Here is a 23,949-nt window from a genome sequence, read left to right on the forward strand (position 1 = left end):
GCGCGGGGGCGGGCGGGAGGGTGGCGAGGCGGTCGCGCCAGTACCACTCGGAGCGCCGGTAGATCTCGCTGTCGCGCAGCGAGTTCCCGACGGCGAGCACGTAGTCGCGGAAGGTCAGTTCCAGCGGGGCGAGTTCGGCGTCCGGTTCCACGTAGTAGGTGACCAGGTCGGGGATGAGGACCTGGAAGTAGCTCCAGGCGTCGGCGACGAGGAAGTCCAGCGAGAGGTGGATCCGGGCCCGCCCGCCGCCGAGGAGGCTGATCCGCACGTCGAACAGCGGCCAGGCGTCGGCGTCGAGCACCTGGTGGGACAGCCGCTCGCGCAGGGCGGCCAGTTCGGCCGCGCGGGTCTCCGCGTCGAGGCCGCCGAAGTCGGTGACGGGGATCTCGTAGTGCGGGATCTCCTCGAAGACCTGCTGGGTGCCGTCGGGCAGGACGCGGGTGCGCAGGGCGTCGTGGCGTTCGACGAGCCGGCGCCAGGCGCCCTCGAACCGCGGGACGTCGAGCTTCTCGCTCTCCCACTCGAAGTAGCCGTGGCAGCCGACGTTGCCGAGTTCGACGAGGCCGCCACGGCCGATCCACAGCGCCTGCTGGCTTTCGGTCAGCGGGAAGGGCTCGAAGCGCGCGGCCGGGTCGGGGACGATCGCCGGGAGGCCGCCGAAGGAGCCACGGCCGCCGGCGCGTTCGGTGGTGACGAGGGTGGCGAGCTCGGCGACGGTGGGGCAGGTGGACAGGTCGGAGAGGCTCAGCTCGACGCTGTAGCGGCGGCGGATCTCGTCGATGAGCTGGAAGGCCAGCAGCGAGTGCCCGCCCAGTTCGAAGAAGTTGTCGTGGATGCCGACGCCGTCGGTGCGGAACGCGTCGGCCCACAGCCGGCTCAGGCCGTCCTCGACCTCGTTGCGCGGTGCCTCGTAGCCGGCGCCGACGCCGTCGCGACCCTCGGGGGGCTCGGGCAGGCTGCGGCGGTCGACCTTGCCGTTGGGCAGCCGCGGGAGGGAGGGCAGCACGACGACGGAGGCGGGGACCATGTAGTAGGGAAGGGTACGGGCGACCTCGGCGCGGACCGTGGCCGAGTCGGGTTCGGCCCCGCTGGCCGGGGACACGTAGGCGATGAGGCGCTTGTCGCCCGGGCCGCGCTCCTGGGTGACGACGACGGCCTCGGCGACGCCGTCGAGGCGCGCGATGTGCGTCTCGACCTCGCCGAGCTCGACGCGGAAGCCGCGGATCTTGACCTGTGAGTCGGAGCGGCCGAGGAGCTCGACGGCGCCGTCCTCGCGGCGGCGTGCGAGGTCGCCGGTGTCGTAGAGCACCGGGTGCGGGTCGTCGGGCAGGAAGTTGGGGAGGAACTTGGCCGCCGTGAGCTCGGGACGGCCGTGGTAGCCGGCCGCGACCCCGGCCCCGGAGACGTGCAGTCGGCCGACCTCGCCCTCGGGGACCGGGCGGCCGTCCTCGTCCAGGAGGTGGACGCGCAGGTTGGCGATGGGCACGCCCACCGGGACCTGGCGGGTGGCCCGGACCTCGTCGGAGGTGGCCTGGCTGGTGAAGTCGGTGCCGGCGCCGAGGTCGAGGCAGGACAGGACGTTGGTGGTCTCGGTGGTGCCGTACGTCATCACCACGCGGAAGGGGGTGTCGACGGGCGGCCAGCTGTGCACGCGCTCGGCCGTGGTCACCAGGATCCGCAGCGCCGTGTCCGCCGGCCACTGAAGCCCCCATGCGGGCTCGGCCAGCGCGGCCACCAGCATGGTGTGGGTGATGCCCTCGCCGACCAGCCAGTCGCGGATCTGCTCGGGGGTCTGTGCCTGCCCCGCCTCGGGGATGTGGATCGCGGCGCCGGCCGGCAGGTAGGCGAGCCACTCCATGATCTGGACGGCGAACCCGGGGGTGGACATCCAGGAGGCGCGGTCGCCGGGCCGGACCCCGTAGGCGCGCGTGGTCCAGTGGACCAGGTTGGTGAGCGCCCCGTGCCGCTCCAGGACGGCCTTGGGGGTGCCGGTGGAGCCGGAGGTGTAGATGAGGTGGCTGACGGTGTCGGGGCCGGTCACGGACGCGGGTGCGGTGTCCGGCATGCCCTGTCCGGCGGTGGCGACCTCGGCCCGTGGGACGTCCTCGGGTATCCGGCGGGCGAGCTCGGCCGGGGTGAGCACCAGCAGCGGGTCCGCGTCGCCGATCATCGCGGCGAGCCGGTCGTCGGGGTTGACCGGGTCGAGGGCGACGATCGCCGCGCCCGTCTTGAGGGTCGCCAGGGAGCCGAGGACGTACTCGGCGCTGCGCGGGTAGCAGAGCCCGATCCGGGTGCCGGGCGCGGCCCCGCGGGAGATCAGCGCGTGCGCCAGGCGGTTGGTGGCGGCCTCGAGTTCGGCGTAGGTCCAGGAGCGGTCGCCCTGTACGAGGGCGGTGGCCGTGGGGGTGCGGGCGGCCTGTCCGGCGAGGAGTTCGGGGTACCCGGTCGCGGGGAACGCGGCGTCCGAACGGTTGAAGTCGACGAGTGCGGTGGTCACAGTACGGGCCCTTTCTTACTTCGCGAAGGCTCGGCTGCGCAGCAGCCGCACGGGGAGACTGTTGATCCCCCAGGTGAAGTTGGACGAGTTGAAGGTGGCGGGACCGGTCAGTTCGAACCCGTCCAGGACGGCGAGCATCTCGGTGAGCAGGGCGCCGAGTTCGAAGCGGGCGAGGCGGGCGCCGAGGCAGAGGTGGCGGCCGTGGCCGAAGGCGACGTGCCGGTTGGGGCGGCGGTCGACCCGGAAGGAGTGCGGGTCGGCGAAGACGTCCTCGTCCCGGTTGGCCGAGACGTTCCACAGCGTGACGCGGGCGCCGGCGGCGATGGGCGTCCCGGCGATCTCGGTGTCGTGCGCGGCGGTGCGCAGGGCGTGCACCCCGGGTGTGGTCCAGCGCAGGATCTCCTCGACCGCGGGGGCGATGCCGTCCGGGCCGAGGGCGCGCAGCAGCCGCCACTGGTCGGGGTGTTCGGCGAACATGTGGACCGCTCCGGCCGCCGAGTAGCGGGTGGTCTCGTTGGCGCCGGAGAGGACGCCGTTGAGGTTGAAGACGATCTCGTGGTCGCTGAGCGGCCGTTCGATGCCGTCGCCCTCGTCCACGAGGGTGTCGTGGGCGATCTGGCTGACCAGGTCCTCGCCGGGGCGGGCCCGGCGCTCGGCGAGCAGCTCGATGAAGTAGAGGAAGATCTCCGAGTGCGCGTTGCTGCGCACCGCCTCGTCCGGGGAGTCGAAGGCGTCGGTGGTCAGGGCGCCGATCCAGGCCCAGTCGGCGCGCGGGATGCCCAGGATGGCGCACACCACCCGGTTGGGCAGTTGTTTGGCCAGGTCGATGAAGTCCAGTTCGTCGGCTTCGGCGGCCTCGGTGACCAGGTCGGCGACGACCTGCTCGACCAGGGCTTCCAGGCGCGGCATCTGCTGGGGGCCGAAGGCCTGGCCCAGGGCCCGCTTGAGGCGGGTGTGGTGCGGGACGTCGGAGACGATGAGCATGCGCTGGGCGACGGCGGCGACGGCCGCCGGGTCGCTGCCCAGCCGCATCCCGCGGCCCGACACGAAGGTGTCGCTGTCGGCGTACACCTTCATGATGTCGCGGTGCCGGCTCAGCGCCCAGAAGCCGCCGTCGTCGCTGCCGGGCTCGGGGTGCCAGTGGACCGGCGAGTTGGCGCGCAGCCAGGTGAACGTCGGCCAGAAGTCGTTGCGGCCGAAGGGGCCCGGGTCGAGCAGGTCGATCTCCATCTCAGGCTCCTCGCAGGCTGAGCGGGCGGATGTCGGGCCAGTGGGCGTCGACGAAGGCGGCGCATTCGTCCTCGGTGCCGTCGAAGCCGGCCGGCGTCCAGCCGTCGGGCGTCTCGCGCGTGGCGGGGTACAGCGCGTACTGCCCCTCGTGGTTCACGAGGACCTGGTGGGTGGTGGGCACGGTGTCCTCCGGGCTCGGGCCGATGGGTGCGGGCGGGCTGTCAGGCGGTCGGGGCGAGGGAGGCTCCCTCGCCGCGCAGCAGGGCGCTCAGGTGGTCCAGTACGGGCCGGGGGCGGCGCAGTACGGCGTGGTGGCCGCCGGTGGTGGTGTGCCGGGCGAAGCCGCCGGTGGTGACCGCGGCCCAGCCGTCCAGGTCGGCGGCGCTGACGGTCTCGTCGCCGTCGGCGCCCCAGGCGTGCACGGGTACGGAGAGGCGGACGCCGGGCCGGTGGACGTAGCTCAGGGACAGCTGGGCGTCCTTGCGGAGCATGGCGACCATCAGCGCCCGGGTGTCCTCGTCGAGCAGCCCGGGATCGAGTTCGGCGGTGTCGAAGAGCTTGTCCAGCTCCTCCCCGTCGTCGACGATGCCGCGGCCGGCTCCGGTCCAGTGGCCGGGGGCCCGGCAGCCGCTGACCACCAGGGCGCGCGGTGCGACCCGGCGGGAGACCTCGTAGCCGAGGAGGCCGCCGAAGCTGTGGCCGAAGACGATCAGCGGCCGGTTCCCGACGGTGGACACCAGTTCGGCCGCGATGGCGTCGACGGCCTCGTCGAAGGTGTCCGGCATGGGCTCCCGCCAGCGGTTCTCACGGCCCGGCAGCTGTACGCCGTACACCTGCGCGGTGCCGTCCAGCGCGGGCTGCCAGGCGCGGAACTGCTGGCAGCCGGCCCCGGCGGGGGGCAGGCACAGCAGCACGGGCAGGGCCGGGTCGGCGGGGTCCGCCGACCAGGTGGAGATCCAGGTGCCCATGGCCTACGCCCCCTCGGCGGCGTCGGCCGGGCCGGTGGCGGGCGCGCCCTGCTCGGCGGTGAGCCGGTCGATCTCGGCAGCCACGTCGGCGACCGTCGGCCGGGCCAGCAGCGCGCCGAGGCCGACGCGCAGACCGGTGGTGCGGCGCAGCTCCGACACCACGCGGGCGGCGGCCAGGGAGTGGCCCCCCAGGTCGAAGAAGTCCGCGTCGGGGCCGGGGACCTCGGTGGCGAGCACCTCGGCCCACACGGTCATCACGGCGCGCTCGCTGGGGCTCACCGCACCGCCCCCGGACGGCCCGGGTCCGGTGCCGCCCTCCGGCTCGGCCAGGGCCCGGGCCAGCGCTGCGCGGTCGGCCTTTCCGGTGGTCAGGGTCGGGATCCGGTCCAGTACGCGCACCGTGCCCGGTACCGCGGCCGCGGGCAGCTGCTTGCGGCAGCGCTCCACGACCCGGGTGGCGAGTCCGGCCGGGTCGTCGACGCCGGGTGCCGCGACGACGGCGAGGCCGAGGATCTGGCCCGGGGGCAGCGGGCAGCAGGCGGCGGCGACGACCTCGGGGAGTTCGGCGGCGATGCGCTCCACCTCGCCGAGTTCGATGCGGTGGCCGCGGATCTTCACCTGGTCGTCCCGGCGTCCCCGGTACTCCAGTTCGCCCCCGTCGCGGCGGATCACCACGTCGCCGGTGCGGTACATGCGGGTGCCGCCGCCCTGGAACGGGTCGGGCAGGAAGCGGCTCGCGGTGAGTCCGGGGCGGCCGCGGTAGCCGCGGGCGACGGCGGGCCCGCCGAGGTAGAGCTCGCCCTCGGTGCCCGCGGGCACCGGCCGCAGCTCCTCGTCCAGCACGTACGCCCGGTAGCCGGGCAGCGGTCGTCCGATGGTGGTCACGTCGTCCCCTCGTCGGCTGTCGGCCCAGGTGGCGGCGATGGTCACCTCCGTCGGCCCGTACACGTTGAGCAGCCTGCGGCCGTGGGCGAACCGCTCGGCGAGTGCGGCCGGGCAGGCCTCCCCCGCGACGACGACGACCTCGGCGGAGTCGAGTCCCGCGCCGTGGGCGGCGAGCAGCGACGGCGTGAGGGAGACCGTGCGCAGTCCGGCGGGCAGGGGTTCGCGGCCCTCTGCGGCGGCCTGCCGCAGTCCGTCGAGGGAGAGGTCGGTGAGGGCCACCCCCTGGCCGTGGACGAGGTAGAGCAGGGTGCACCAGAGCCAGCCGTCGAAGGCGGGCGAGACGGCGTTGAGTCCGAGCCCGCCGGGGGGCAGGCCGAGCCCGGCGAGGGCCTCGACGAAGGTGTCCAGGCCGCGGTAGGTGACCTCCACGCCCTTGGGGCGGCCGGTGGTTCCGGAGGTGTAGATGAGGTAGGCGCAGGTGTCGGCGGCGGGCAGGGTCACGGCGAGCGCCCCGGGGGCGCCGCGGCGGACCTCGCGGGGGGTCAGCAGGACGGTCCCGCCGGCCTCCAGGCCGGCGGGCACACCGGTGGCGACCAGGACGGCGGCCCCGGCGTCGCGCAGGACGCCGCCGAGCCGCTCCACCGGGTGGCCGGGGTCCAGCGGTACGGCGGTCCCGCCCAGGCTCCAGACGGCGAGCAGGGCGGGCACGCTCTCGCGGGAGCGGCCCAGCAGGAGCCCGACCGAGGTCTCCGGGCCGACTCCGGCACGGGCGAGGGCGGAGGCGTACCGGGCGGTGCGGGCGGTGAGCGCCGCGTAGGTGAGGTTGCCGTCCACGGCCTTGACCGCGGTCTCGTTCGGCTGTTCGCGGGTCCACCGTTCCAGGCGGGCGAACAGCGGCGGGAGCCCGCCCGGGGCGCTCGCCCCGGCCGGCCCGGCATGGGGCTCGGTCATCCGTCTTTCCTCTCGGTGTCCGCGGGGCGGGCGGCCTCGGTGGCCCGCAGCCGCGGGCCGACCACCTGGCCCCCCTCGCCCTGCGGGAGCTGCATCGACTTGGTCTCCAGGAAGGACTCCAGTCCGGCCGTGCCGCACTCGCGCCCGATCCCGGACTGCTTGAACCCGCCGAACGGCGCGGCCGGGTTGAACTGGCCGCCGTTGACGTCGACGAGGCCGGAGCGGAAGCGGCGTGCGATGCGCTCGGCGCGGGCGTCGTCGCCGGACCAGACCGCGCCGTGCAGGCCGTAGCGGGTGCCGTTGACGATCCGGACGGCCTGCTCCTCGTCGTCGTAGGGGATCACGGACAGCACCGGTCCGAAGATCTCCTCCTGGGCGATGGTGGTGAGCGGGTCGACGTCGGCGAAGACCGTCGGCCGGACGTAGTAGCCGGTGTCCAGGCCGGCGGGCCGGTCGGGGCCGCCGTGGACCAGGCGGGCTCCGCCCTCCTCGCCACCGCGCCGGATGTATCCGGTGACGCGGGCGTGCGCGGCCGCGGACACCAGCGGACCGAGGTCGGTCGCGGGATCGCGCGGATCGCCGGTGACGTAGCCGTCCATGGCCCGGACGGCGAGCTCCACGGCCTCGTCCTGGCGCTCGCGCGGCACCAGCAGCCGGCTCCACTGCAGGCAGGTCTGGCCGGTGTTGAAGAGCATCTGGTCGACGGTGGCGGCGACGGCCGGGGCCAGGTCGGCGTCGTCGAGGACGAGGCTGGCGTTCTTCCCGCCGAGTTCGAGGTGGACGCGCTTGATCCGGTCGGCGCCGAGCGCGGAGACCTCGCGCCCGGCCCGGGTGGAGCCGGTCAGGGAGACCACGTCGACCAGCGGGTGGGTGACCAGTGCCGTGCCGACGGTGTCGCCGGTGCCGACGACCATGTTGAAGACCCCGGGCGGCAGGTCGGCCTCGGCGACGGCCTCGGCGAGCAGGCGGGCGTGCAGCGGGGTGATCTCGCTCGGCTTGTGCACGACGGTGCAGCCCGCGGCCAGCGCCGGGAGGATCTTCTGCACGGTGAGCAGCAGCGGGGTGTTCCAGGGGGTGATGCAGGCGGCCACTCCGGCCGCCTCGCGCACGACCAGCGAGTGGCCCACCCGCTCCTCGAAGGCGTAGGAGGCGGCGGTCTCGACGCAGTGCGCGGCCATGCCGAGGGAGAGCCCGACATGGGTGTGCCGGGCCATCCTGGCGGGCGCGCCGACCTCGGCGGTGATGACCTCGGCGAAGCGGTCGGCCCGTACTTCCATGGCCTCCACGACCCTGCGCAGCAGGGCGGTCCGCTCGCGCAGCGGGGTGGCCGCCCAGCCGTCGAAGGCCGCGGCGGCGGCGCGGGCCGCGAGGTCGGCGTCCCGGGCGGTGCCGGCGGGGACGGTGGCCAGGGGGCGCTCGGTGGCGGGGTCGGTCACGACGAGGCGGCCGTCGGCGTCTGAGGGGACCCAGGCTCCGCCGATCCACTGGTCGGTGTGGCGGGGCGGCAGGGCCGCGTCGGATTCGCCGCCGGGCGGTCTGGAGTCCTGCGGCACGGGCGGCACGGTCAGCACGGTCACGGTGGGGTCCTCACTCGGTCACGGAATTCACGGGCTCGCTGAACAGCTGTGTCGGTCACAGGTCACGGGGGCACACGGTCACGCGGCCGCGGTCGCGCGCCGGCTCGTCACGCGGCCACGGTCGCGGTCACGCGGTCGCGGGGTCGGCGGTGCGGGCCAGCAGGCCCGGGGCCCGGTTGTCGGGCCTGGCCCTGCGCACGGGGCGGGCCAGGGCGGAGGTGCGGACCTCCGCGCTCCACGGGGGTGTTCCGGGCTGGCGCCCGGCGGGCCGCAGCGCGCGGACCGTGGCGGGTGCGCCGCCGACGGACGCCGGGGCGGGCGCGGCGGCACGGGCGGCGGCCGGGATCAGGGCGCGCAGCAGCCGCTGGGTCTCCTGGCCGGGGGCCACGGCCAGTTCGTCCCGCATCCGGCGGGCGCACAGCTCGTACCAGCGGCGTACGCAGGCCAGTTCGCCGCGCCGGCCGTGCGCGGCCATCAGCGCCCGGTAGGTCTCCTCGTGGTGGCGGTCGATCTCCAGCGTGCGCTTGCAGAGCTCGATCAGCTCCACGAAGTCCTCGCGGTCCTCGGCGTCGGTGCGCAGCACGCCCAGCGCCCGCAGGACCAGCGCCCTGAGGTACTCGCGCTGTTCGACGACCCAGTCGGCGCTCTCACCGCGCAGGAACTCGCCCCCGTAGAGGGCGATCGCCGCCCGCAGGCGGGTCCTGGCCAGGGCCGTGTCGCCCGCGGTGGAGGCCCGCAGGCCGGCGTGCACGAGCTCCTGGAAGCGGTCCAGGTCGGACCACAGACCGGTGACGTGCAGGACGTAGCCGAAGTCGCGGTAGAACAGCTGGATCCCGGAGTCGCCGGGGCGGTCGGGGTGGGCGTCGAGCACCCGGCGCAGGGCGTGGGCGGCGACCTTGAGCGAGCTGCCCGCGGTGCTGTCGGCGCCGGGCCACAGCGACTCGTAGAGCCGGTCGCGGGTGAGCATCTGGCCGCGGTGGACCACGAGGTACTGGAAGAGGCCGCGGGCCTTGCCGGCCCGCCAGCGTCGTACGGGGGTGCCGTTCACGGTCAGCTCGAAATCGCCCAGGAAGCGGACGCGTACCGCCGGCCCCGCTGTCTCGGTCGCTGCGGTGGTCATCGCGTCCTCCCGGTCGTCGTCCGCCTGCCGCTGTGCCTGCGAAGAGTCTGTTCGGGGGGCCTATATCGGGCCTACAACGGCCGGATCTTTGCGGTGTAGGGCGGTGATAGGGCGTTTTTCGACACTGATGAGCACGACCACCCGAACCGCCGACTCCGAAATGAGGGCTGTTTCATGACCAGCACCGACACCCGGCTTCAGAAGGTCGTCATCCTGGGAGGCGGCACGGCCGGCTGGATGACGGCCGCGTATCTCGGCAAGGCGCTCCAGGGAACGGTCGACATCACCGTGCTCGAGGCGCCGACGATCCCGCGCATCGGCGTCGGCGAGGCCACCGTGCCCAACCTGCAGCGCTCCTTCTTCGACTACCTGGGGATCGCCGAGGACGAGTGGATGCGGGAGTGCAACGCCAGCTTCAAGATGGCCGTGCGCTTCGTGAACTGGCGGACCGACGGACAGGGCGAGTCGACGGCCCGCGAGCTGCCGGGCGGCGGGCCGGACCACTTCTACCACCCGTTCGGGCTGCTTCCCGACTACGACCAGACGCCCCTGTCGCACTACTGGTTCAAGCGCAAGTACGAGGGCCGCACCACCGAGCCGTTCGACTACGCCTGCTTCCGCGAGCCCCCCGTGATGGACGCGATGAAGGCCCCGCGCTGGCTCGACGGCCGTCCGGCCACCCGGTACGCCTGGCACTTCGACGCCCAGCTGGTGGCCGACTTCCTGCGCCGCTTCGCCACCGAGAAGCAGGGCGTCAACCACGTCCAGGACGAGATGGTCCGGGTCGAGCAGGACTCCCGCGGCTACGTCACGACGCTGCACACCAAGGGCGGGCTGGCCCTGGACGCCGACCTGTTCGTGGACTGCTCGGGCTTCCGCGGGCTGCTGATCAACCAGGCGATGCAGGAACCGTTCATCGACATGAGCGACCACCTGCTGTGCGACAGCGCGGTGGCCACGGCCGTCCCGCACGACGACGAGGCGAACGGGGTCGAGCCGTACACCTCGGCGATCGCCATGTCCTCCGGCTGGGCCTGGAAGATCCCCATGCTGGGGCGTTTCGGCACCGGCTACGTGTACTCCAGCAAGTTCACCGACCAGGACACCGCCACCCGCGAGTTCGCCGACATGTGGGGCCTGGACGCCGAGTCGACGAAGTTCAACCACATCCGCTTCCGGGTCGGCCGCAACCGCCGCGCGTGGGTGAAGAATGTCGTCAGCATCGGCCTGTCGTCCTGCTTCCTGGAGCCGCTGGAGTCGACCGGCATCTACTTCATCACGGCCGCGATCTACCAGCTGGCCAAGCACTTCCCGGACAAGACCTTCAACAAGGGTCTGATCGACAGCTTCAACAACGAGATCGAGGTGATGTTCGACGACACCCGCGACTTCATCCAGGCGCACTTCTTCTACGCGCCGCGCAACGACACGCCGTTCTGGCAGGCCAACAAGAAGCTGGTCCTCCCCGACAACATCAAGCAGAAGATCTCCGCCTACAAGGCCGGTCTGCCCATCAACTCCCCGATCACCGACGAGTCCACGTACTACGGCAACTTCGAGGCGGAGTTCCGCAACTTCTGGACCAACGGCAGCTACTACTGCATCTTCGCCGGCCTCGGTCTGGAGCCGGACGCCCCGCTGCCCACCCTCGCGCACCGGCCCGAGTCGGTGGCCGGCGCCGAGCCCCTCTTCGACACCGTCAAGCGCCAGCAGCAGAACCTGCTGGAGACCCTCCCCAGCGCGTACGACTACCTGCGCCAACTCCACGGCGCGTAAGGCACTCCGCGACCGCGGCCCGGCAGCACGGCACTCCGCCGGCTGCCGGGCCGCAGTCGCTTCCAGCCACCTCAGGAGTCAGACATGCCCCACCGCTCCGCGCCCCATCCCGCCGCGCCGGACGATTCGGCAAGAGACCGCCGCGCGGACCTCAGGCCCTTCATGGCCGCCTTCCCCACCGGGGTGTCCATCGTCACCACCCTGGATGCGGACACCGTTCCCCATGGCCTGACCTGCAGTTCCGTGGCGAGCGTCGCACTGGACCCGCCCACCGTCGTGGTGTGCGTACGGGCAGCGAGCCCGACGCTCGCGGTGGTGCTCGACCAGGGTGCCTTCGCCCTGAACCTGCTGCACGAACGCGCCCGGGGCGCCTCCGACCTGTTCGCCTCCGGCGCGCCCGACCGCTTCGACCGCGTCGAGTGGCGGCTGCCGCTGGGCGCCGGCGGACCGCACCTGACCGCGGACGCCCACGCCGTCGCGGACTGCGCCGTGGTCAGGACCCTCGGCTTCGGGGACCACACGGCCGTGTTCGCCGAGGTCCACCGCGTGTCCCTGCGAGAGGACCCGCAGCCCCTGCTGTACGGCCTGCGCCGCTACGCCCAGTGGTCGGAGGCGGCCTCGGCCCCCCCGCCGGCCGCCCACCTCGACCCGTCCGCCGCACTGCGCCCCGGCGCCCCTGAAGGAGGCACCCGTGTCGTCCGCTGATCCGCTGCCCGCCCTGCTGGTCGCCGTCCCGGCGGTGATCCTCGCCTGCCAGGTGGGAGCCGCCGTCTGCCGCCGGTTCGGCCAGCCCCCGGTGGTGGGCGAGATCGCCACCGGCATCCTGCTGGGCCCGTCCCTGCTGGGCTGGATCTGGCCGGAGGCCCAGCACGCCCTGTTCCCGACGTCCGTCCTGCCGTACACCTCGGTGCTCGGGCAACTCGGCCTGCTCGCCTTCATGTTCCTGGTCGGGCTGGAGCTCGACCTGAAGAACCTGCGCGGCCACACCCGCGCCGCGGTCGCCGTGAGCCAGGCCGGGATGCTCCTGCCGCTGGCCCTGGGCGCCCTCCTCGCCGTCGCGATGTACGCCGACTTCGCCCCGGACGGCGTGGGCCGGACACCGTTCATCCTGTTCATGGCAGTGGCCATGAGCATCACGGCCTTCCCCGTCCTCGCCCGGATCCTCATCGACCGGGGCCTGTACGGGACGCCGCTCGGGGCGCTCGCCATGGCCTGCGCGGCCGTCGACGACGTGGTCGCATGGTGCCTGCTGGCGCTGGTGGTGGCCCTCTCCTCGGCCGGTTCCCCGATGGAGGCGGCCACCACGGCCGCGCTCGCCGTCGCGTTCACGCTGTTCATGCTGTACGCGGTACGGCCGCTGCTGGCCCGCTGGGCGGCCCGCGCCGACCGGGCCGGGGACGCGGTGGTCCTGGTGGCGCTCTTCAGCGGTCTGAGCCTGTCCGCGCTGGCCACCGACCGGATCGGCGTGCACGCGCTGTTCGGAGCGTTCCTGTTCGGTGTGATCACCCCGCGCACGGGGGGGCGCATCGAGGTCGCTGCGGCCCGGCTGCGCGCCTTCACGGTGCCCGTGCTGCTGCCGCTGTTCTTCGTGCACACGGGCCTGCGCACCGACATCGGCGGGCTGACGGCCTCACCCGAGCTGTGGCTCTGGACGGCCGCCATCCTGGCGGTGGCCTTCCTCGGCAAGTGGGGCGGCGCCACGGGCGCGGCACGCGCCTGCGGAAGACCGTGGCGGGAGGCCCTGTCGATCGGCGCCCTGATGAACTGCCGGGGGCTGACGGAGCTGGTGGTGCTCAACGTCGGACTGGAACTCGGCGTCATCGGGCCGCAGTTGTTCACCATGCTGGTGCTGATGGCGCTGGTGACGACAGCGATCACCAGCCCGGCGCTGACCAGGCTGCGCGCCAAGGAGGCGAGCTCTCCGGACGAGGCGCCGGCCGCGCCCGAGAACGCGCTCGCCCGCCCCTGACGACCGCCACCGGCCGGCGGGTGCCCGACGACTGTTCAGGCGCCCGCCGGCCGCTGCCGTCCGGTCGGCAGGTCCCGGGCGTAGCCGATCGCGGGACGGCCGTCCAGCACGGTCTCCCCCACCGGCAGGAACCCCGTGCGCTGCAGGACCGTGCGCGATCCCGCGTTGTCGACGGCCGCCGCGGCGCGCAGGGTCCGCAGCCCGTACGTGTCCGCGGCGAGCACCAGGACCTGCCGGACCGCACTGGTGGCCAGGCCCCGGCCGGCCGCCGCCTGCGCCACGCGGAAGCCCAGTTCGGCGGAGCCGTCCTCGACGTCGATCAGGTTGACCCGCCCCAGTACCTCCCCGTCGCCGCCGATGATCAGGTGGAGGTGGTCACGGCCGGCGGCCTGCCCGGCGAGGAGTTCAGCGTGCCGGGCGTCGAAGTCGGCGAAGTACGCGTCCCCGCGGTCGGGCACCGACGCGGCGAAGTAGGCGCGGTTGGCCTGTTCGAACGCGAGGAGGGCGGGGGCGTGTTCGGCTCGGAGCCGCTGGAGTTCCGTCATCGGGGCATCGTAGGCACGCCGGCGGCCGGAGCGCCCGCTTCACCGCTACGGCGCGCTCGCGGTCGGTACGCACAGCACGGGGACCGGGGAGAGGTGCAGGAGCTTGTGCGGGGTGGAGCCGAGCAGGGCGCCGCGCATGGGGCTGTCGCCCCAGCTGCCGACGATGATGACCCGCGCGCCGTGGCGCGCCGCGGCGTCGAGCAGCGCCTGGGCGGGTTTCTCGTCCGCCACCTCGACCGTCGACGGCACACCGGCGGCGTCCGCCTCCTCGACGGCGTGCGCAAGAGCGCTGCGGCCCGCCTGCCGGACGGCTTCGCGGTGGGCGCGGGACTCCTCGCCGGTGGGACCCGGGGCGGCCGCCCCGTAGACGAGGACGAGGGGTTCCCCGAAAGCGGTGGCCACCTCCAGCGCAACCTGGAGGGCGCGCTCGGCACCGGGTGATTCGTCGTATCCGAGGACCACTGACATCGCCGGCCGCCTATCGCTTCCTGGTGTGGACGAGGGCGGGGTCGACGACTCCTCGCCGCTCCTGCCAGAACCGGCCGTCCCGTACCCGCCAGAAGAGCATGACGAGCACGCCGACGACGGCGATGGCGAGCCCGATGACGAGCGGCGGGCCGAGGCCGAACCAGGAGACGCCGCTGGCCGAGTTCGCCGGGTCGGACATGTCGCCGATCGACTCCACCAGGAGCCAGATCAGCAGGGCGGCGCCGATGACCGGGCCGATCCCGATGAGCAGGAGGTTGCGGGGGCTCTCCAGCAGGTGGCGGCGGTAGTAGACGGCGCAGGCCAGGCCGGTGAGCGCGTAGTAGAAGGCGATGAGCAGGGACAGCGCGGTGAGCGAGTCCAGGAGGGCGTTCTCGCTGATCTGGTTGACGATCAGGTACCAGCCGATGGCGATGCCGGCCACCCACCACGTGCTCACGTCCGGGGTCCTGAACCTCGGGTGGATGTGCGCGAGGTGCGGGGGCAGGGCGTGCCGGCGGGCCATGGACAGGGCGGTCCGCGAGGCGGGGATGATCGTGGTCTGCGTCGAGGCGAGCGCGGAGGTGCAGACGGCGAGGAGCACCACCCAGTCCCAGCCGCCCATGACCTCGTGGGCGAGCACGGCGAAGATGGCCTCCTCCTCGGCGGCGTTCTCGGCGAGGAAGACGGTGCCCGCGTAACCGACGACGGCGATGCAGACGGACAGGTAGGTGACCAGGAGGATGACCGTCGACCAGATGCCGGCCTTGCCGGGCGCCGTCGCGGAGTTCTCGACCTCCTCGGTGAGGTTGACCGCGGACTCCCAGCCCCAGTACATGAACACGCCGAGCAGCAGGCCGCCGGTGAGGGCGGCGCCGCCGGCGCCGAAGGGGTTGAGCCAGCCGATGCTCGGCTCGATCTCCTCCAGGCTGCTGGTGCCGGCGTAGACGCGGTAGAGGGCGACCACAGCGAACGTCAGGAGGAAGAAGACCTGGGCCAGGATCAGGATGTCCTGCAGGTGGGCCGACAGCTCGGTGCCGATGACGCAGATCGCGGTCATGGCCAGGATGACGGCGACGGTCAGGCCCTGTCGGATCCACGCGTTCGCGGCCCAGTCGTCCAGTCCGAAGGCGAGCAGCCCGAAGTTGACGGCGACGTCCGCGAGCGAGCCGATGACGAGCACGCCGGTCATGGCGATCGCCCAGCCGCCGAGCCAGCCCGCCCACGGGCCCATGGCCCGGGTCACCCAGGAGAACGTGGTCCCGCAGTCCTGGTCGACCTTGTTCAGGTAGTAGAAGGCGGCGGCGATCATCAGCATCGGCACGAAGGAGGCCAGGATGACGCCGGGCGCGTAGATCCCGACCAGGGCCACGATCGGCCCGAGGACTGCGGCGAGGGAGTAGGCGGGCGAGGTCGAGTTCAGGCCGATGACGAGCGCGTCGAGGAAACCGATCGCGTTGGCCTTGAGCCCCGCTTCCCGGGTGGGCGTACCGGGGCCGTCACCCGCACCTTCATGGCTCATGTACGCATGTTCACGCAGGCGGCCCCGACGCGCGAGGCGAGAGCGCCCACGTCAGGGGCGGGTGTTCCAGCCTGCGATCACGGGGAGGCCGTGTTCCGTCGAGAGCGTGCTGACGGTGCCCGTGCGCAGCAGGAAGAGCCGGCCGTGCTCGGGCTCCAGCCGCAGGTAGCGGGCGGTCAGGACGCGCAGGAAGTGGCCGTGGGCGACGAGCACCACGTCACCGTCGTCCGCGCGGAGCACGGGCGCGACCCGGGCCAGGACCCGGTCCGCGCGTGCGCCCACCTGGGCGGCGCTCTCGCCGGGGTGCCCGGCGTCGCCGGGCGGGACGCCGTGGGTCCACAGGGACCAGTCGGGCGTGGCCCGGTGGATCTCCACGGTGGTGATGCCCTCGTAGCCGCCGTAGTCCCACTCGTACAGGTCGGAGTCGATGCCGGCGCCCGGGAGCCCGGCGAGCTCGGCGGTGGCCACGGCCCGGCGCAGCGGGCTGGTCAGGACCAGGGCGGGCCGCCGGTGCTGGAAGTAGGGGGCCAGGGAGATGGCCTCCTCGACCCCGCGCGCGGTCAGTGGGATGTCGGTGCGCCCGGTGTGCCGCCCGTCGGCGCTCCAGGCGGTCTCGCCGTGTCTCACCAGCAACAGGTCACTCACCCTCCGGACCCTATGCCTTCCGGCATGTCGGCGCGGGAGGACCCGGCGGGCGTGTCACTGTCGGGCGTCATGGACGAGGACCGGAGGGCCGCGCGGACGGCCGGTTCGCTGCTTCCGCCGCACATGCCGTCGCTGATGGTCGCCCTGACCGCGGTGACCGGGGTGATCGACGCGGTCAGCCTGCTCGCGCTCGGGCCCGCCTTCACGGCGATGCAGACCGGGAACGTGCTGTTCCTGGCCTTCGGCGCGGCGCAGGCGGGCAGGCTGCCGACGCTGCCCGCCGGGATCTCGCTGGCCGCGTTCGTGCTCGGGGTGGTCTGCGGCTCCCACGTGGAGGCCCTGATGGAGGCCCGGGGCCGGCGCTGGTTCGTCATGGGCCTCCTCGTCGAGGCCGGGCTGCTCCTGGCCGCAGCGGCCGTGGCGTGGGGACTGGCGCCGCAGTACGGATCGCCGACGCCGCGGCACCTGGCGGTCACGGCGGTCCTGGCGCTGGCGATGGGCCTGCGCAACACCACGATCATGCGGGCGAACGTGCCCGGTGTGCCGACGACGCTGGTCACCCGGTCCATGACGGCCTTCCTCGGCGGCTCCGCCATGGGGCGCGACGCCGTCTACGGATACGGGTCGGCCGGCTGGCGACTGCGCGGCCTGTCGATCCTCGCCATTTTCGCCGGGGGGTTCGTCGGGGCCCTGCTGATCCGGGCCGGGTGCCCGGTGGGCTGGCTCCTGCTGCCGGCCGCCGCCGCGGTACTGGTCGTGGGTCTGGCCTATCGGGGGCAGCCCCCGCTGCACACCGGCCCGGCGGGCGGCCGGGAACGATCGCCGTGAACTATGCCGTTGGTAAAGTCCGGGCATGGCGGTGGACGAGCTCGACACCAGAATCCTGCGCCTGCTGATCGAGCAGCCGCGCACCAGCGTCCGTGAATACGCCCGGATCCTCGGGGTCGCGCGCGGCACCCTCCAGGCCCGGCTGGACCGGCTGGAGCGCACGGGCGTGATCACCGGGACCGGGCCGGTGCTCTCCCCCGCCGCGCTGGGCCATCCGGTGCTGGCCTTCGTGCACATCGAGGTCACCCAGGGCCATCTGGACGACGTGGGCGACGCCCTGGCCGCCGTACCGGAGATCATCGAGGCCTTCTCGATCACGGGCGGCGGGGACCTGCTGACCCGCGTGGCGGCCCGGGACAACGAGCACCTGGAGGACGTGATCCAGCGGCTGATCCGACTCCCGGGCGTGGTCCGCACCCGGACGGAGGTGGCCCTGCGCGAGCGGGTCCCGCACCGGCTGCTGCCTCTGGTCGAATCCGTGGGACGCAATGCCCGCAAAACCTGACAGGATCATCGGAACAGGACGCGACAGGCAGGACGGGCACAGCGGATGATTTCCGTCATATTCGATCTCGACGGCACCCTCGTGGACAGCGAGCCGAACTACTACGAGTCCGGGCGCCGCACGCTGGAGCGGCACGGCGTCCCCGATTTCACGTGGGAGCAGCACTCCCGCTTCATCGGCATCGGCACGCTGGAGACCCTGGAGATCCTCAAGGACCGCTACGGGATCCCGGCCCCCGTCGAGCAGTTGCTCGCCGAGCAGAACGCCGCCTACCTCGAACTCGCGCGCACCCGGACCGAGGTCTTCCCGCAGATGCGGGGGCTCGTCGAGCGGCTGTGCGCCGAAGGGGTGCCGATGGCCGTGGCCTCCGGTTCCTCGCGCGAGGCGATCGACGCCGTCCTGGCGGGCACCGGCCTGGACGCGTCGCTGACCACGGTGGTGTCCGCCGAGGAGGTCGCGCGGGGCAAGCCCGCCCCGGACGTGTTCCTGGAGGCGGCCCGCCGGCTGGGCGCGCAGCCGGCCGACTGCGTGGTCGTGGAGGACGCGGCGCCGGGGGCGCGGGCCGCCCGGGCCGCGGGCATGGGCTGCGTGGTGGTGCCGTACGCGGCGGACATCGCGGACGACCCGGCCTTCGCGTCCGCCGGGCTCCTCTTCCGGGGCGGGCAGCCGGAGTTCAGCGCGGACGCCGCGTATGCGTGGCTGAGCGCACGCGCGGCGTCGCGGACCGCGCGCGGGACCGTCTGACGGATCACCGGAGCGGGCGGGTCCGGGGACGAGCCGGCCCGGGACGGGCGGGTCCGGGCTCTGGTGCCCTGCGGGCGCGGCTGTCACCATGCCTGCGTGACCGCGACCCTGCACCCGGGCACCCGCGGCGGCGGCCCGCGCCGGTGGCCCCTGCTCGGTAACCTGCCCGCCTTCGCCCGCGATCCACTGGCCTTCTTCACATCCCTGCGCGACGACCACGGGGACTGGGTGCCCTGGTCCCTCGGCCCGAAGCGCAACGTCCTCGTCTCCCTTCCCGAGCACGCCGGCGAACTGCTCGGCGCCGTCGAATCCACCTTCAGGCCGACGGAACTGGGCTGGGCCTTCCACCAGTTGCTCGGCGACGGGGTGGTCGTGGCCACCGGGGACGACTGGCGGCGCAAACGGGCCCTGGTCCAGCCTGCCGTACGGCCGCGCCAGGTCCGCTCGTACGCCGCGACCATGGTGGAGTGCGCGGACGCGCTGGCCCGCGGCTGGCAGGAGGGCACGCGGATCGACGTGCACCGGGAGATGGCCGGCCTGACCCAACGGATCGCCGTGCGCACGCTGTTCGGCAGCGACGCCGCGGGCCGCGAGGCACCCATCAGCGCGGCAATGGCCACGGCACAGCGCGAACTCGGCGCGGAGTTCCGCGGACTGACGCTGTTCCTGCCGCCGTGGGTGCGCACCCCGGCCGCCGCCGCATGCGGGAGGCGGTGGCGGTCCTCGACCAGGAGATCGAACACGTCATTCGGGAGCACGAGGCGGCGTCGGCGGCCGGCGCGGAGCGGGACGACCTGCTGAGCCGGCTGCTCGCGGCACGCGACGAACACGGCGGCCCGCTGTCCCGCAAGGAGCTGCGGGACGAGTCGATCACTCTGTACATCGGCGGGCACGAGACCACCTCGACCACCCTGACCTGGGCGTGGCAGCTGCTGTCGGGGGCGACGGAGGCGCGGGCCCGGCTGACGGAGGAGCTGGACCGCGTACTCGGCGGGCGCTTGCCGACCTACGACGACTACGCACGGCTGCCGTGGACCCGGCAGGTGGTCAAGGAGACGCTGCGCCTCTATCCGCCGATCTGGCTGATCTCTGCGGTGGCCACCGAGGGCGCGACCCTCGGCGGGCGCCCGGTGCCGGCGGGGACGTCGGTGTGGACCAGCCCCTGGTCGGTGCACCGCGACCGGCGGTGGTTCCCCGACCCGGAGGCCTTCCGCCCCGAGCGGTGGGACGACGACGCCCCGCACCGGGTGCCCGAGCACGCCTGGTTCCCCTTCGGCGGCGGCCCGCGGGCCTGCCTGGGCGCGCGGTTCGCGCTGGTGGAGGCCGCACTCGTACTGGCTGTCCTGGGGCAGCGGTTCCACCTGGACAGCGGGAGCGAGCGGGCCGGGGTCTTCCCCGGCCTCACCCTCCAGCCCGACCGTCCGGTCCTGGCCACGCTGCGCGGGCCCGCCGGCGCCAGGAGGGCGTAGCGGCGGGAAGATCCTGCGGCCTCCGCGAGTTGGTAGAACCGTGAACGATCTGATGCGGAGCACGGGCGGCGGGTACGCGGGCACGGTGGTGGACGCAGCCGGGGACGTGGACGTGGTGGTCGTCGGCGCCGGGCAGGCGGGCCTGTCCAGCGCGTACCACCTGACGCGGGCGGGGCTCGACCACGTGGTCCTCGACCACGCGCCCCGCCCGGGCGGCGCCTGGCAGTTCCGGTGGCCCTCGCTCACCTACGGCAAGGTCCACGGCATGCACGCCCTGCCCGGCATGGAGCTGACCGGCGCCGACCCGCTGCGGCCCTCGTCGGAGGTGATCGGGGAGTACTTCGCCGCCTACGAGGACCGCTTCGGCCTGCGCGTACGGCGCCCGGTGGACGTGTCGGCCGTGCGCGAGGGGGACGGCGGGCGGCTGCGCGTGGAAACATCGGCCGGCGTCTGGTCGGCGCGGGCCCTGGTCAACGCCACCGGGACCTGGGACCGCCCCTTCTGGCCGCGCTACCCGGGGCAGGAGACGTTCCGCGGCCGCCTGCTGCACACCGCGAACTACCCGGGGCCGCAGGAGTTCGCCGACGAGCGGGTGATCGTCGTGGGCGGCGGCACGTCGGCGGTCCAGCACCTGCTGGAGATCGCCGAGGTGGCGGCCCGGACCACCTGGGTGACGCGGCGGCCCCCGGTCTTCCGCGACGGAAGCTTCGGGGAGGCCGAGGGGCGGGCGGCGGTGGCCCTGGTGGACGAGCGGGTACGCCGGGGGCTCCCGCCGCAGAGCGTGGTCAGCGTGACGGGCCTCCCGCTGAACGAGGCCGTCCGGGCCGGTCTGGCCTCGGGCGTCCTGAACCGGCTGCCCGTGTTCGACCGGCTCACCCCCACCGGCGCCGCCTGGGCCGACGGCAGCCGGGTGGACGCGGACGTCATCCTGTGGGCCACCGGGTTCCGCGCGGCCGTCGACCACCTGGCGCCGCTGCGCCTGCGCGAGCCGGGCGGCGGCATCCGCGTCGAGGGGACCCGGGCGGTACGGGACGAACGGATCCACCTGGTCGGCTACGGCCCGTCGGCATCGACCATCGGCGCCAACCGCGCGGGAGGGGCGGCGGTCCGCGAGATCCGCCGCCTGCTGTCCCGCGAACGGGCCGTCACTAAGCCCTGTCCGGGCGATCAAGTTCGCAGCAGACCGTCACTGACGCGGGATATCAATGCCCGCCGCGCGCAGGTGCCCCTCGACCAGCCCGTTCAGCCGCGCGATGGACGGTGCCTCGTCCTCCCGGTGGTGGTTGACCACGCCGTACCGGGAGGCCGCGTCGGGCCCGTGCGGTCGCTTGGCCGACAGCGTCAGCAGCGCGCGGACGCCCAGCAGGTTGGCGGCCACCGCTGAGGCCAGCTCCTCGATCCGCGGGTCGTCGGGATCCCAGGACCTCGCCTCCCAGCCGCGCTTGGTCAACTCGACGAACTCGGGGTCGTCGAGCCGGTGTTCGAGGTTGGCCAGGAAGAGGTCGAAGACCTCGGGAGCAAGCGCCCGCGACAGCACCAGGGCCTCCCGCTGGGTGGTGACGTAGTCGGGGCTGAAGTCGAGCTCGGCGAGTCGCTCCAGGACCGCGCAGGCCCGGTCGGGCAGCAGGGCGCGGTCACCGTGGGCGAGCCGGTGCAGGGTGTCGCGGCGGGCGGTCAGCTCCTCGATCTGTTCGGTGAGCCGACGGCGGACGTCGTCCAGGGCGGTGGCGAACCGCTCGGGCTCGGCGTCGAGCAGCTCGCCGATCTCGGCCAGCGGCACGCCTGCCCCGGCCAGGGCCCGGACCTGGACAAGGCGCAGCAGGTCGGCCGAACCGTAGCGCCGGTAGCCGGAATGGTCCCGTTCCGGTTCGGCGATCAGGCCGAGCCGGTGGTAGTGCCGCACCGTCTTGACGGTGATGTCGACGAAAGCCGCCGCCTGACCGATCGTGAGCCCGTCTGCCATGGGGCGAGCCTAGCGCTCATCTATCGCCTTGACCTTGACCTTGGGTCAGGGTCCACGCTCAACGCACACCCGCCGACGCGAGATGAGGAATCACATGAGTGAGCAGAACACCACCGCGCAGGACCGCCCCGAGCTGCGGAAGGCCATGCAGGAGATCGTCGACGCCGGTTTCTCCGGCGTGCAGCTGCGCGTGAACGACGAACTCGGCGAGTGGGTCGGCAGCGCCGGGGTGAGCGAGCTGGGCCGGACCGCGAAGCCGCCGACCGACGGGCACTTCCGGGTCGGCAGCGTCACCAAGACCTTCGTCGCGACCGTCGTCCTGCAGCTGGTGGCCGAGGGCCGGCTCGGCCTCGAGGACCTGGTGGCCGGCCACTTGCCCGAGTTCGGGCTCGACCGGCGGATCACGGTACGGATGCTCCTGCAGCACACCAGCGGGCTGTTCAACTTCACCGGCGAGTTCTCCAAGGACGGATCGGTCGAACCCGGTGTGGTTGCCGGATGGGGCAAGGAATGGGTGGACCTGCAGCACGCGACCTACCGGCCGGAGGAGCTGGTGCGGGGGGCGTTGGCGAAGCCGGCGCGGTTCGAGCCGGGGACGGCCTGGAGCTACTCCAACACCAACTATGTCCTGGCCAAGCTGCTGATCGAGCAGGTCACCGGCCGCTCGCTGCCCGAGGAGACGCACCGGCTGATCCTGGGCCCGCTCGGGCTGACGGGCACCCTGCTGCCGGAGACCCGGGAGGACATCCCCGAGCCGCACGCCCACGGCTACTTCGGCTACGACGACGCCGGACAGTGGAAGGTGGTCGACACCACCCGCTTCAATCCCTCCTGGGTATCCGCCGCTGGCGACATGATCTCGACCACCCGGGACCTCCACACGTTCTTCTCCGCGCTGAACAGCGGCAAGCTCATCTCGACCGAGCTTCTGGCCGAGATGCGCGTCGCGGACCCCACGATGGGTTACGGCCTGGGGGTGTTCGTGGAGGAGCTGGACGGCGGCGGCACCGTCCTCCACCACAACGGAGGGTTCTGGGGCTGGGGCGCAATGATGTACAGCACGCCCGACGGGACCAAGACCCTGACCGGCTCGCTGACCTCCGGGGACGCCGAAATGGACCTGCCCACCATGGCCGGGGCGTTCGAGAAGGTGAAGCAGACACTGGTCAAGGCGGTGTTCGCCTAAGGCTCGGGCACCGTGCGAGGCGACTTACCGGGGGCGGCGGAAAGCCGCTTTCCTGAGGACCGGGCGGCGGCCCGACCCACGTCGTGGCCGCGCCGGTGCCTCGGCGTACTGCTCAGCTGTGCCACCGCCCTGATCGGCCTCGCGTACTTCCTCGTCACGGGCATCGCACTGGGCCCCTACCTCCTGTGGCCCCGTACGCGCCCGGAGGCCCTGGGCATCCTCTCCGGCGGTGCTCACCGGCTGGCGGCCCTGGAGCGGGTGCGCCGCTGCGAGTTCTTCGGCGACCTCTTCCCCGAGCCGTACGAGACCACCGACGGGAAGACCCTGCGCTTCCTCCTGGCCCGCTGCTGCACGGGGTTGCTCTGCTCCGTCGTGATCGGGCTGCTGGGGTTCGGCACGGTCCTGGCTGCCCTGCTCCTCGGTGCGGCGGTACGCGGCACACCGGCCTGGACCGAGCTCCTGACCCAGGTGCTGCTGGGCGGGGTCCTGCTCTTCCTCGACGTACAGGGCCCGGCCTCGCTGGCCGCCCTCGAGGCGCGGCTCGCCCGCGAGTGCTTCGGCCCCTCCGAGCGCGAGCTGCTCCAGCGGCGCATCGACGAACTGGCCCCCAGCCGGGCCGCGTCGTGCGGGCCGTGGACACCGAGCGCCGGCGCATCGAACGCGACCTGCACGACGGGGTCCAGCAGCGGCTTGTGGCCCTGGCCATGCTGCTGGGCCGCGCGCGCCGCAGCCGGGAGCGCGATCCCCGGCAGGCCGACACCCTGGCTACCTGCTCAAGGACCGGGTGGCGCAGGTGGAGGAGTTCCTCGAGGCGCTGGAGCGGATCCGGGCGGGCGGGGCCGTGATCGACCCGGAGGTGGTGCGACAGCTGGTCGTCCGCACCACCCACGGCGACCCACTGGCCCGGCTCACCCCGCGCGAGCGCACGGTGCTGGAGGCCCTGGCCCAGGGCCTGACGAACACGGCCATCGCGAATGAGCCGCACATCTCGCTGAGTTCGGTCGAGAAGAACCTCAACGCCGTTTTCGAGAAGCTGGAGCTGTCGCACACCAGCGGCTACAGCCGCCGCATCCTCGCAGTGCTCCGCTATCTGGAGACGTAGGC

Annotated in this window: 20 protein-coding genes and 3 pseudogenes; 11 read left to right on the forward strand and 12 right to left on the reverse strand. The window is 73.3% G+C overall.

Features of this window, described 5'->3' with window-relative positions; all coding sequences use genetic code 11:
• The 7 genes from IH80_RS0125325 to IH80_RS39695 form a co-directional block, all read right to left on the reverse strand.
• On the reverse strand, nucleotides 1-2,497 hold a 2,497-nt coding region (locus IH80_RS0125325), incomplete at its 3' end, for a non-ribosomal peptide synthetase (RefSeq protein ID WP_030963538.1).
• A 15-nt stretch (nucleotides 2,498-2,512) separates the two neighbouring features.
• A complete protein-coding gene (locus IH80_RS0125330) occupies nucleotides 2,513-3,727 on the reverse strand; it encodes a cytochrome P450 (protein WP_030963540.1) in 1,215 nt (404 codons plus the stop codon).
• Between the two features lies 1 nt (nucleotide 3,728).
• Complete coding sequence (locus IH80_RS0125335; protein WP_076043097.1) at nucleotides 3,729-3,932, reverse strand: MbtH family protein; 204 nt, start codon at nucleotides 3,930-3,932, stop codon at nucleotides 3,729-3,731.
• 16 nt (nucleotides 3,933-3,948) lie between these two features.
• Nucleotides 3,949-4,695 (reverse strand): thioesterase II family protein, encoded by a 747-nt coding sequence (locus IH80_RS0125340; protein ID WP_051809899.1) that lies wholly within the window; start codon nucleotides 4,693-4,695, stop codon nucleotides 3,949-3,951.
• Between the two features lie 3 nt (nucleotides 4,696-4,698).
• Entirely contained in the window at nucleotides 4,699-6,531 is a 1,833-nt protein-coding gene (locus IH80_RS0125345; protein ID WP_078906742.1) for a non-ribosomal peptide synthetase, read from the reverse strand.
• Complete coding sequence (locus tag IH80_RS0125350; RefSeq protein ID WP_030963543.1) at nucleotides 6,528-8,039, reverse strand: aldehyde dehydrogenase family protein; 1,512 nt, start codon at nucleotides 8,037-8,039, stop codon at nucleotides 6,528-6,530. The genes IH80_RS0125345 and IH80_RS0125350 overlap by 4 nt, the downstream gene beginning before the upstream one ends.
• 196 nt (nucleotides 8,040-8,235) lie before the next feature.
• Complete coding sequence (locus tag IH80_RS39695) at nucleotides 8,236-9,228, reverse strand: AfsR/SARP family transcriptional regulator (protein WP_051809902.1); 993 nt, start codon at nucleotides 9,226-9,228, stop codon at nucleotides 8,236-8,238.
• Nucleotides 9,229-9,402: 174 nt separating this feature from the next.
• Between IH80_RS39695 and IH80_RS0125360 the strand changes: the two genes are divergently transcribed.
• From IH80_RS0125360 to IH80_RS0125370, 3 genes are all read left to right on the forward strand, one after another.
• Nucleotides 9,403-11,004, forward strand: coding sequence for a tryptophan halogenase family protein (locus IH80_RS0125360; RefSeq protein ID WP_030963546.1), 1,602 nt, complete (start codon nucleotides 9,403-9,405; stop codon nucleotides 11,002-11,004).
• Between the two features lie 84 nt (nucleotides 11,005-11,088).
• Nucleotides 11,089-11,709, forward strand: coding sequence for a flavin reductase family protein (locus IH80_RS0125365; RefSeq protein ID WP_030963547.1), 621 nt, complete (start codon nucleotides 11,089-11,091; stop codon nucleotides 11,707-11,709).
• Complete coding sequence (locus tag IH80_RS0125370; protein ID WP_030963549.1) at nucleotides 11,696-12,973, forward strand: cation:proton antiporter; 1,278 nt, start codon at nucleotides 11,696-11,698, stop codon at nucleotides 12,971-12,973. Before IH80_RS0125365 ends, IH80_RS0125370 begins: the two co-directional genes overlap by 14 nt.
• A gap of 35 nt (nucleotides 12,974-13,008) precedes the next feature.
• Here IH80_RS0125370 and IH80_RS0125375 read toward each other — a convergent pair whose 3' ends face one another.
• From IH80_RS0125375 to IH80_RS0125390, 4 genes are read right to left on the reverse strand one after another with little or no spacing between them, the layout of a single operon-like run.
• Complete coding sequence (locus tag IH80_RS0125375; RefSeq protein ID WP_030963551.1) at nucleotides 13,009-13,518, reverse strand: GNAT family N-acetyltransferase; 510 nt, start codon at nucleotides 13,516-13,518, stop codon at nucleotides 13,009-13,011.
• A gap of 45 nt (nucleotides 13,519-13,563) precedes the next feature.
• Nucleotides 13,564-13,986, reverse strand: coding sequence for a universal stress protein (locus IH80_RS0125380; protein ID WP_030963552.1), 423 nt, complete (start codon nucleotides 13,984-13,986; stop codon nucleotides 13,564-13,566).
• Nucleotides 13,987-13,996: 10 nt separating this feature from the next.
• Nucleotides 13,997-15,505 carry an APC family permease gene (locus tag IH80_RS0125385; RefSeq protein ID WP_030963553.1) on the reverse strand — a complete coding sequence of 503 codons (1,509 nt, stop codon included), beginning with the start codon at nucleotides 15,503-15,505 and terminating at the stop codon, nucleotides 13,997-13,999.
• 51 nt (nucleotides 15,506-15,556) lie between these two features.
• Nucleotides 15,557-16,150, reverse strand: coding sequence for a histidine phosphatase family protein (locus IH80_RS0125390; RefSeq protein WP_030963554.1), 594 nt, complete (start codon nucleotides 16,148-16,150; stop codon nucleotides 15,557-15,559).
• A 24-nt stretch (nucleotides 16,151-16,174) separates the two neighbouring features.
• On the opposite strand from IH80_RS0125390, the gene IH80_RS0125395 reads away from it, so the two are divergent.
• The 5 genes and pseudogenes from IH80_RS0125395 to IH80_RS0125415 form a co-directional block, all read left to right on the forward strand.
• Nucleotides 16,175-16,978 (forward strand): YoaK family protein, encoded by an 804-nt coding sequence (locus IH80_RS0125395; protein WP_158943602.1) that lies wholly within the window; start codon nucleotides 16,175-16,177, stop codon nucleotides 16,976-16,978.
• A 25-nt stretch (nucleotides 16,979-17,003) separates the two neighbouring features.
• Nucleotides 17,004-17,483: an Lrp/AsnC family transcriptional regulator gene (locus IH80_RS0125400; protein WP_030963557.1), complete on the forward strand. Its 480-nt coding sequence runs from the start codon at nucleotides 17,004-17,006 to the stop codon at nucleotides 17,481-17,483.
• A 45-nt stretch (nucleotides 17,484-17,528) separates the two neighbouring features.
• Entirely contained in the window at nucleotides 17,529-18,227 is a 699-nt protein-coding gene (locus tag IH80_RS0125405) for an HAD family hydrolase (protein ID WP_037881068.1), read from the forward strand.
• A gap of 96 nt (nucleotides 18,228-18,323) precedes the next feature.
• A pseudogene (locus IH80_RS39700) lies at nucleotides 18,324-19,696 on the forward strand (cytochrome P450).
• Nucleotides 19,697-19,748: 52 nt separating this feature from the next.
• Nucleotides 19,749-20,837 (forward strand): annotated as a pseudogene (locus IH80_RS0125415) (FAD-dependent oxidoreductase); the annotation flags it as partial.
• A 45-nt stretch (nucleotides 20,838-20,882) separates the two neighbouring features.
• Here the strand turns inward: IH80_RS0125415 and IH80_RS42655 are convergent.
• The gene (locus tag IH80_RS42655) at nucleotides 20,883-21,659 is read right to left on the reverse strand and encodes a MerR family transcriptional regulator (protein ID WP_078906743.1); all 777 of its coding nucleotides are present in this window, start codon (nucleotides 21,657-21,659) and stop codon (nucleotides 20,883-20,885) included.
• 94 nt (nucleotides 21,660-21,753) lie between these two features.
• Here IH80_RS42655 and IH80_RS0125425 point away from each other — a divergent pair, with 94 nt between their 5' ends.
• The 3 genes and pseudogenes from IH80_RS0125425 to IH80_RS0125435 all read left to right on the forward strand — a co-directional run.
• Nucleotides 21,754-22,845 carry a serine hydrolase domain-containing protein gene (locus tag IH80_RS0125425; protein WP_030963563.1) on the forward strand — a complete coding sequence of 364 codons (1,092 nt, stop codon included), beginning with the start codon at nucleotides 21,754-21,756 and terminating at the stop codon, nucleotides 22,843-22,845.
• A gap of 632 nt (nucleotides 22,846-23,477) precedes the next feature.
• Nucleotides 23,478-23,690 (forward strand): histidine kinase, encoded by a 213-nt coding sequence (locus tag IH80_RS47415; protein ID WP_420708855.1) that lies wholly within the window; start codon nucleotides 23,478-23,480, stop codon nucleotides 23,688-23,690.
• Nucleotides 23,609-23,947, forward strand: a pseudogene (locus IH80_RS0125435) (LuxR C-terminal-related transcriptional regulator); the annotation flags it as partial. The gene IH80_RS47415 and the pseudogene IH80_RS0125435, both read left to right, overlap by 82 nt.
• Between the last annotated feature and the right edge of the window lie 2 nt (nucleotides 23,948-23,949).

This window comes from Streptomyces sp. NRRL S-378 (assembly GCF_000720645.1).
In the GTDB taxonomy this organism is placed as follows: domain Bacteria; phylum Actinomycetota; class Actinomycetes; order Streptomycetales; family Streptomycetaceae; genus Streptomyces.